This window comes from Segeticoccus rhizosphaerae (assembly GCF_009192725.1).
GTDB classification, from domain to species: domain Bacteria; phylum Actinomycetota; class Actinomycetes; order Actinomycetales; family Dermatophilaceae; genus Segeticoccus; species Segeticoccus rhizosphaerae.
The window spans coordinates 1-8,514 of the sequence record NZ_VOHR01000167.1 but is presented as its reverse complement, the minus strand read 5'-3'; the positions used below and the strand labels follow the sequence as shown (position 1 = coordinate 8,514).

Annotated in this window: 9 protein-coding genes; 5 read left to right on the top strand and 4 right to left on the bottom strand. The window is 68.4% G+C overall.

All coding sequences use genetic code 11. From position 1 onward, the window contains the following. The 3 genes from FRW57_RS24050 to rsrA all read left to right on the top strand — a co-directional run. The coding region (locus FRW57_RS24050) for an alpha/beta family hydrolase (RefSeq protein ID WP_203230320.1) at nt 1–302 on the top strand (302 nt) is incomplete at its 5' end. Between the two features lie 208 nt (nt 303–510). After that, nucleotides 511–1,164: a sigma-70 family RNA polymerase sigma factor gene (locus FRW57_RS13420; RefSeq protein WP_137122784.1), complete on the top strand. Its 654-nt coding sequence runs from the start codon at nt 511–513 to the stop codon at nt 1,162–1,164. Continuing rightward, nucleotides 1,161–1,445 (top strand): mycothiol system anti-sigma-R factor, encoded by a 285-nt coding sequence (rsrA, locus tag FRW57_RS13415; RefSeq protein WP_137122783.1) that lies wholly within the window; start codon nt 1,161–1,163, stop codon nt 1,443–1,445. Before FRW57_RS13420 ends, rsrA begins: the two co-directional genes overlap by 4 nt. A gap of 169 nt (nt 1,446–1,614) precedes the next feature. On the opposite strand, the gene FRW57_RS25085 is transcribed toward rsrA, so the two are convergent. Beyond that, complete coding sequence (locus FRW57_RS25085; RefSeq protein WP_370670760.1) at nt 1,615–1,689, bottom strand: 50S ribosomal protein bL37; 75 nt, start codon at nt 1,687–1,689, stop codon at nt 1,615–1,617. Between the two features lie 677 nt (nt 1,690–2,366). Between FRW57_RS25085 and FRW57_RS13405 the strand changes: the two genes are divergently transcribed. Then, complete coding sequence (locus tag FRW57_RS13405) at nt 2,367–3,566, top strand: HD-GYP domain-containing protein (protein ID WP_162529358.1); 1,200 nt, start codon at nt 2,367–2,369, stop codon at nt 3,564–3,566. Then, entirely contained in the window at nt 3,563–4,861 is a 1,299-nt protein-coding gene (locus tag FRW57_RS13400; RefSeq protein WP_137122780.1) for an HD-GYP domain-containing protein, read from the top strand. The genes FRW57_RS13405 and FRW57_RS13400 overlap by 4 nt, the downstream gene beginning before the upstream one ends. Before the next feature lie 108 nt (nt 4,862–4,969). Here the strand turns inward: FRW57_RS13400 and FRW57_RS23250 are convergent, their stop codons facing one another. The 3 genes from FRW57_RS23250 to mctP all read right to left on the bottom strand — a co-directional run bounded on the left by FRW57_RS23250 (nt 4,970) and on the right by mctP (nt 8,468). Beyond that, nucleotides 4,970–5,110, bottom strand: coding sequence for a hypothetical protein (locus FRW57_RS23250; protein ID WP_162308247.1), 141 nt, complete (start codon nt 5,108–5,110; stop codon nt 4,970–4,972). A 397-nt stretch (nt 5,111–5,507) separates the two neighbouring features. Further along, complete coding sequence (locus FRW57_RS13395) at nt 5,508–6,533, bottom strand: CapA family protein (protein WP_202911651.1); 1,026 nt, start codon at nt 6,531–6,533, stop codon at nt 5,508–5,510. 258 nt (nt 6,534–6,791) lie between these two features. After that, the gene (gene mctP, locus FRW57_RS13390; protein ID WP_152186211.1) at nt 6,792–8,468 is read right to left on the bottom strand and encodes a monocarboxylate uptake permease MctP; all 1,677 of its coding nucleotides are present in this window, start codon (nt 8,466–8,468) and stop codon (nt 6,792–6,794) included. Between the last annotated feature and the right edge of the window lie 46 nt (nt 8,469–8,514).

Genomic DNA, 8,514 nt, shown 5'->3' with positions numbered 1-8,514 from the left:
GGGTGGCCTGCCGCACCGCCGCGGCAGTGGTCGCCGACGCGGTGCTGGCGCTGTCCTTCCCGCTGCACCCGCCCGGCAAGCCGGAGAAGTCCCGGGCCGACGAGGCGCGGCTGGTGACCGACGCGGGGCGCCCGCTGGCCGTCATACAGGGGGAGAAGGACCCGTTCGGCAGTCCTGACGAGGTGGAGAAGGCGCTCGACCCGGCCGCCCACGTGTTCGCCGCCAGGGGCACGCACAGCTTCACCAAGGACCCCTTCGAGGTCCTCGACGAGGCGCGGGCCTGGCTCGACCAGCTCCCCTGACCCCGGGGTCAGGGGAGCTGCCGGCAGGAGGTGGCCTCGCGCTGGTCGCCCCGGGAATGTCTGGAGTCGTTCCCGACGTTCGCAAGGGTGAGACCCACCGAAGGAGACGCTTGTGCTCGTTGCCCCCCATGCGCCGTCACCCGGAGCCCTGACCACCGCACACGGCTCGGGAAGTGAGCGTCAGCATCCGGCACTAGGCTGGACGGTGATGACTGAAGACCAGAGCACCGTCCAGGCGATCGAGGCGCAGCGCGAGCTCGATGCCACCGTCGATGTGAGCACCGAGAGCCCCGCCGAGCGGGCCGCGCGCTTTGAGCGTGAGGCCATGCCCTACCTCGACCAGCTCTACAGCGCCGCACTGCGCACCACGCGCAACCCCGCGGACGCCGAGGACCTCGTGCAGGAGACGTTCGCCAAGGCGTTCGCGGCCTTCCACCAGTACAAGCCGGGCACCAACCTCAAGGCCTGGCTCTACCGCATCCTGACCAACACCTACATCAACTCCTACCGCAAGAAGCAGCGGCAGCCGTTGCAGTCGGACGCGTCCGACGTCGAGGACTACCAGCTCGCCCGGGCGGAGTCGCACGACTCCCGAGGGCTGCGCTCCGCCGAGTCCGAGGCGCTGGACCACCTGCCCGACTCCGACGTGAAGGCGGCGCTCCAGCAGATCCCCGAGGACTTCCGGCTGGCTGTCTACCTCGCCGATGTGGAGGGCTTCGCCTACAAGGAGATCGCCGAGATCATGGACACGCCCATCGGCACCGTGATGTCCCGTCTGCACCGCGGCCGGCGACAGCTGCGCGAGTTGCTCACCGACTACGCCATCGAGCGTGGTTTCGTGCCCGAGGAGGCCAAGTCATGAGCTGCGGCGGCCACGACAACTCTGAGACCGACTGCGACGACGTCCTGCTCAAGATCTACGAGTACCTCGACGGCGAGATGGGCGAGGTCGACTGCGAGAAGATCCGGCAGCACCTCGAGGAGTGCCAGCCGTGCCTCAAGGAGTACGACGTCGACCAGGCGCTCAAGGCCTTGGTGCGCCGCTCGTGCCGGTGCGAGACGGCACCGGAGGCGCTCCGCACGCAGATCATGGCGCGAATCACCACGGTGACCGTCACAACTCGGGTCGAGCGGACCGAATAGTCAGCCCCAGCAAGCGGGTCCGCAGCAAAGGATCGGCACGACTCAGGCCCCCACTCGTCCACTCGGGACGATGGGGGCCTGCTCCGTGTTCGCGGCCGGTATGACGGGTACTCACGTCGCTCGGCCGCGTGCCGTGTGCTTCTGGGGGTTGGTGATGGGGGTCGCGTGCTCAGGCGTTGGGCTTGCGACCGTGGTTGGCCGCCTTGCCCTTGCGCGAGCGACGCTTGCGGGCGCGCTTGCTCATGGGAACTCCAATGGTCGGAAGGGTGACGCCCGGCGGGGCGTGGACCGCTAGTGTCTCACAGGACGCACGAGCTGCCCGACGCCGCGGGCGGGACGCATGAAGGGCGCGCAACACCGGGCCCGAGCGGCGGGCTCGAGCCAGCGCAAGGCTAGTCATATCGGCACGTTCGGAGTGGCCCCGAAGGGCTGGTTAGTATGGGCTACATCACACTAGGCCGAAAGGCTCGGCGTACGATATGGTTCGGCCACCACGGGACCACAGGGTTCCCGCACGAAAGGAACTCAAATGTCGACGCTTTCAGCTCTGTTCCAGAGCCTCATGTCGGGGGACTTCGCTGCGCTTGCCGCATCCGCATCAAGCATCTGGGGCTGGGGCGGCTGAGCCGCTAGCCACCCTTCAGGCCGTCTGGGGAAATGCCTGACGTCGCACGGCCGGTTGCCGAGGGGGACCAGAAGCCGAATGCGCGCGGTCGGATGACCGCGCGCTTTCGTGTGTGGACCTATATCGCGGTTCTCACGCTGGTTGCGGCCGGTCTTGCAATAGTCGCATTCTTCTCGCTGGACGCGACTCGCCACCCGAACGTCGTTGGGCCCTTGGTAGTTCTGTCCTGCTTGGGGATCCTTGGTTACTCGATCCGACAGGAACACGCGGGCTCTCGCGTCACGATCTCGTTCACCATGATCATCTTGGCCGCGGGCATCGTGCTGGTGGGACCATTTGGCGCCACGGTGGTCGGCACGGCCAGCGCGTTGTTCGCCTTCGCTCCGGAGCGCCTTCAGGTCCGACTCTTCAACAGTGTGCTGGGTGGCGTGGTGGGAGCGGTGGGGGGATGGACCTACCTCGCGGCCGGGGGAATGTTTCCGCTCGAACGCGCCGAGCACGCGTTCGACCTCGTCGTGCATGTCGGTCTGCCGCTCATGGGCGCGAACGTACTCATGAGCATTGCCAACGCGCTGCTGCTCGGCGGCGTCATCCGGCTCAACGGGGGCCAGGATGCTGTCCTGCGATTCGCCCTTCGGATGCTTGCCACCTCGGGGCCGTCCTATGTCGGCTACGGGCTGATCGCATTCCTCTTCGTCGTGCTCTGGAAACCTGGTGGCGTCGGGGCGTTCAGTGCGGTCCTGGTCCTGGCACCCCTGTTCGTCGCGCGATGGGCGCTGGGCCAGTACGGGGACGAACAGCGGGTGCACGAGCGCACCATCGCGGCGCTCGTGGCAGCGGTCGAGGCCAACGACCCCTACACGGTCGGGCACAGTGAGCGCATGGCCACGCTGTGCGGACTTGTGGCCGAGCGGCTGTCACTCGGGTTCCAGAGAGCGGACGAGCTGCGGTTTGCCGCTTTGCTGCATGACGTGGGTACCATCGCGCTGCCGTGGCAGACCCTGCGACACAGCGGTCCTCTGACCCAACACGACCTCGACGAGATCCAGCAGCACCCCGCCGTCGGGGTCGTCATGGTCCAGGAGATCGAGTTCCTGCAAGAATCGTGCCCCGGGATCCTGCACCACCACGAGCGTTTCGACGGACGCGGCTATCCGGCCGGTCTGGCCGGCGAGGACATCCCCGAGTACGCCCGCATCATCGCGGTGGCCGATGCCTTCGACTCGATGACCACCAGCCGTTCCTACCGCCCCGCCATGTCGGTGGAGCAAGCACTCGCCGAGCTGCGGGCGCGGGCGGGATCACAGTTCGACCCCAGGATCGTGTCGGCGCTCGAGGAAGCACTACGGGGACGTGAGTGGGAGCCCACCGTGCTCTCGCCCGCGGTCCTGGCCACGGCTGGTGACGCGCACGACCACGATGACCCGGTCGTCTCGGACCTCGTCGCTTCTTCGCCGATGACCGGTCATCCGCTCGAGCACCAAGATCCCGCATGATGGGCGGCGCGACGCGGGCCGACCGGGCCCTCGGGGCAGTGGCCGCAGCGGTCCTGGTCACCGCGGCGATCTTCAGCGTCCCCGCCTGGGGCCGGCTGACGGGGACATCCGTCTTCGTCATCGTGGCCTTCCTTGTAGCGATCGCCGTAGGCGAGTCGCTCCGCGTCAGCCTGCTCGACGTGCGGGAGACGCCACCGATCGCCATGGCGGCCTCGCTTGCCTTCGCCATGACCACCGAGGCGCCGAAGGATCATAGAGCCGTATTCGGGGCAGCCGTGGTGACTCTGGTCACGGCCGCCGGCATGGCGGTCGGCGCCGCCGCCCTCGCGGTGGCCCGGCGGCGCCCGGTCTCCCTCACGTCGCTGGCGATCGGACTTATCGGAACCAGCCTCGTGGCCGTGCTGTTCAGGGAGGTGCCGATCTTCGAGGGAATGACCGCGCTCGACAAGCAGTTCGAGTGGGCTCGTACGCGCTGGATCACCGCACTGTGCATGCTGGCCGCGTCGGCACTCGGCCTTGTCCTGCAACTGGCTTTGCTCGCGGCCGTCAGGGCGAGCCATGAGCATGCTCCGCTCGGTCGCGCGCTGGTCGACGAGGCATCGGCGCTGGCGCCGCTCTACTCCGCGTTGAGTGCCACCGCGGCGCTGGTCGCCCTGGCGGAGTTGCCGCTCGGCATCGTCGCGATCCCGTTGTTCTTGTTGCCCTTGCTGCTGCTGCAGTTCGCGCTGCGTCGCCACTCGGTCATCCGGGCGACATTCCGGCAGACGGTGCGGTCCCTGGCGCGGTTGACGGAGCTGGGCGGGTACACCGCTGCTGGGCACTCCCGCAGGGTGGCTGCCCTGTGCGTGGCCATCGGCCGGGACGTGGGCCTGTCCGAGCGCGAGGTGCTCGAGCTCGAGTACGCCGCTCTGCTGCACGACATCGGGCAGGTGTCCCTGACCGAGCCGATTCCTCGGGGCGCCACCGTCCTGGTGGCTCCCGGCGACCAGCGGCGGATCGCCCTCGACGGTGCTCGGATCGTGCGGCAGACCGGCGAGCTCGACAACGTCGCGAGGATCATGGAGACCCAGGCCATCCGTTACCGCCAGGTGCGCGAGCTCGGCCAGGACCTCCCGATGGCCAGCAGGATCATCAAGGTCGCCAACGCCTTCGACGACCTGGCCGAGGGCGCGTCCGAGGGGCCTCGTGCCGCCGCCGCGATCGAGCGGATCCAGCTGGGGCTCGGCTACGAATACGACCCGGCCGTGGTGGACGCCTTGGCTCGAGCCCTGGAGCGCGGCGTGGCCAACGCCTGATGGGCTTGGACGCAGCGGAACCCACTCGCCTCGGTAGCTCGTCGGGCGAGGCATCGAAGATCCCAGCGCCAAGGTTCGGAGCACAGCCCTGCCGACGTGCTGGGCGCGTCAGGCGCTGGCTTGGAGGTGGTTGGTCGGGTGGGTGGTGTAGTTCTGGCCGGCTGGTGAGGTCCAGGTGCAGGTGCCGTCGGGGGTCACGGTCAGGTGCCAGCCGGCTTGGTGTTTGGCGCGGTGGTGGTGTTTGCACAAGCAGTGCAGGTTGGCAACGGTGGAGCCGTCGGCGGGGATGACCCCGATGCCGGGGATGAGGCAGCCGGCGGGGTCGGCCCGCAGCCAGGCGGGGTGTCCGCGGTGAGGGGTGCGGCTGGGGTGGTGGTCTCGTCGGCGGGGTGCAGCATCCCTCCGCCCGCGGGGCCCAGCCGGGTGTACCCGGACCCGTCCGGCCCGCCGGCACAGCCACGGTCCACCCCCGCCACCACACCGCCCGCACCGTTATCGGTATCGGTATCGGTGTCGGGAGGGGTCTCGGTGGGCCGGTCGGCCCAGGTGTCGTCGACGGCGAACAGCGGCCCCTCCAGTGCCTTCGCCGCCCCGCAGGAACGAGGCTAATCGTGACTACCGACAGAGCTGGCCAGGGTGCGCGTCCTCAGGGTGAGTGGGGCACCGTGATCGGTCGCAGCCCGTCCTTCTTGGCGCCGAGCGCGTTGACGTAACCGACGGTCCGTTTCCAGGACGCCCGGTAGTCCCTGCGGAGCCAGGCCGGCGTGGACGGATCGTTCAGCGCCTCGGCGACGTCGATGATGTGCAGCGGGGACTGGCCGACGTAGCTCGGTGCATACTCCGCCCGGCTCACGTGCCATCCACCGCCCTTCTTCGGCGAGAACGTGAACCGCGCCAGCACGCCGTCGCGCACGTCGAGCCGGGAGAGGAAGGCCTGTGCCGAGATGTAGTTGCCGAGTCCGTAGGCGATCCACTCGTCGCCGACCTTCTGCCACGGCTGGACCACGTGGACGTGGTGGCCGTAGATGAGGTCGATGTCGGGCGACTTGATCAGCGCCGGGCCGAGCTCGGCCTGCTGCTCGTTGAGCTCGTGCTGGTCCTCCGTGCCCCAGTGCATCGCGAGGATCACCACGTCGGCGCCCTGGGTCTTCGCCTGGTGAGCCTGGGCGAGGATCTTCCTCTTGTCGATGATGTTCTCGGCCCACGGCTTGCCCTCCGGCATCGGGATGCCGTTGGTGCCGTAGGCGTATTCCAGCAGCGCCACCTTGACGCCCTTGACGTCCATGATCAGCGGGGTGGCGGCCTCCTTGGCGCTCCGGGCCGTGCCGGTGTGCTTGATGCCGGCCGCATCCATGTCATCCAGGGTGCGGGTGATGCCCTCGAGACCTTGGTCCAGTGAGTGGTTGGACCCCGTGGTGCACGCGTCGTAGCCGGCGTCCTTGACGCCCCGCAGCACTTGCGGAGGCGAGTTGAAGACCGGATATCCCGAGAACGGGCCGTTCTTGCGACCGAACACCGTCTCCTGGTGGCAGATCGCGAGATCCGCCCCGCTGATGAGTTTTCGCTGCCCGGCGAAGATCGGGTCGTAGTCATAACCCGTCCTGCCCTCCGCTCGGGCGTCCGCCTCGGCCTGGCCCCAGATCTGGTGGTGCTGCAGGATGTCGCCGGTCATCACCACGGTGAAGCTCGGCCGAGCGGCCGTGGTGGGGCTGCCGGTGGACGTGGGCGCTCCCTCGCCGCCAAGGCTCTCCGTGCCGGTCGCACCAGGCGGCTGGCTGCGGGGCGCCGACTGGCCAGCAGCCGGAGAAGCGGAACCGCCCGCGGACGGCGCGCTGGGCGCTCCGTCCGCGGGCGGTTTGTCGGCCGCTGCACTGCACCCCGCAAGGAGCAGTGCAGCGGCCAGGACGCTTGGTGCAAGAAGGCGCATGCCTCAGTGTGCCGGTGTCTCCAACCCGAGCTCCCTCTCGACGCGCGGGTCGTCCGCATCGACGAAGTAGTCGCTCATGACCGTCTGGTCCTGACCGGCCGGCACCTTGGCCAGCCGCAGCACGACCGTGACCACGGCCGCGAGGACCACGTTGATCACGAAGGCGGTCAGCGCGATGTAGCCCATCTGACCGATCCCGTTGATTGTTGCCAGCGAGCTGGAGAAGTGGTTGCCGGTGAGAGGGTTGATGTTGTGGTATGCCGTGACGGTGCCGTAGACCATCGCCACCGCCCATCCCGCCAACAGGCCCCAACGGTGGAACCACCGCGTGTAGAGGCCGAAGACGACCGCCGGGAACGTCTGGAGGATCCAGATGCCGCCCAGGAGCTGGAAGTTGATCGCGTTCTGCTTGTCCAGCGTGAGCACGAAGACCAGCGCGAACGCCTTGACCACCAGCGACGCCGCCTTCGACACCTTGGCCTCCTCGGCGTGCGTGGCGTTCGGGCGGAACCACTCGCGATACACGTTGCGGGTGAAGGTGTTCGCCGCGGCGATCGACATGATCGCCGCCGGCACCAGCGCACCGATGGCGATGGCCGCGAAGGCGACGCCGGCGAACCACGATGGGAACATGTCCTCGAACAGCTGCGGCACGACGAGCTGCGCATTGCCCTTGCCGTCGAGCCCGATCGGCTTGGTGCCGGCCGCGATCGCGACCCAACCCAGCAGTGCGAGCAGACCGAGCACGAAGCTGTAGGCCGGCAGGATCGAGGCGTTGCGCCGGATCGTGTTGCGCGACTTGGCCGACAACGTTGCCGTGATCGAGTGCGGATACATGAACAACGCCATCGCCGAACCGAGTGCGAGCGTCCCGTAGGCCCAGTACTGGCTGCTGTTGGGGATGAAGGCGCCGGTGGGCTTCTTGGTGTCGGGGTTGACCGTGTTCATCTTGTCCTGGGCCGCCTGGAAGATGTGGTCCCAGCCGCCCACCTTCGACGGCAGGTAGACCACGGCGACGATGATCACCAGGTAGATCAGCGCGTCCTTGACGAAGGCGATGATCGCCGGTGCCCGCAGGCCGCTCGAGTAGGTGTAGGCCGCGAGCAGCGCGAACGCGATGAACAGGGGCAGGTCCTTGGCGATCAGGCTGCCGGAACCACCGAGGCCCGCGACCTCCAGGACCGCCTGGATTCCCACCAGCTGCAGCGCGATGTAGGGCATCGTCGCGAGCAGCCCGGTGATCGCGATGGCGAGCGAGAGTCCCCGCGAGCCGTGGCGCCCTCGGACGAAGTCGGCCGGTGTCACGTAACCGTGCCGGTGGCTCACCGACCACAGGCGTGACATGAAGATGAAGATGATCGGGTAGAGCACGATCGTGTAGGGGACCGCGAAGAACCCGCTCACCGAGCCCAGCGCGAACATCGCCGCCGGCACCGCCACGAACGTGTATGCCGTGTAGAGGTCGCCACCGAGCAGGAACCAGGTGATCCAGGTGCCGAAGCTGCGGCCGCCGAGCCCCCACTCGTCGAGGGACTCGAGGCTGTCGGCCTTGCGCCAGCGCGCCGCCATGAAGCCCATGACGGTGACGAGCAGGAACAGGATGATCAGGACGGCGAGCGCGACGCCGTTGATGCCGACGTGGTCGTCGGCGGCCGCGAGGGCCGGCGCGACGGCGCTCATCGGACGTTCTCCGGGGTGGGCGCGCCGCCGTCGTCAGGCCGCTCGC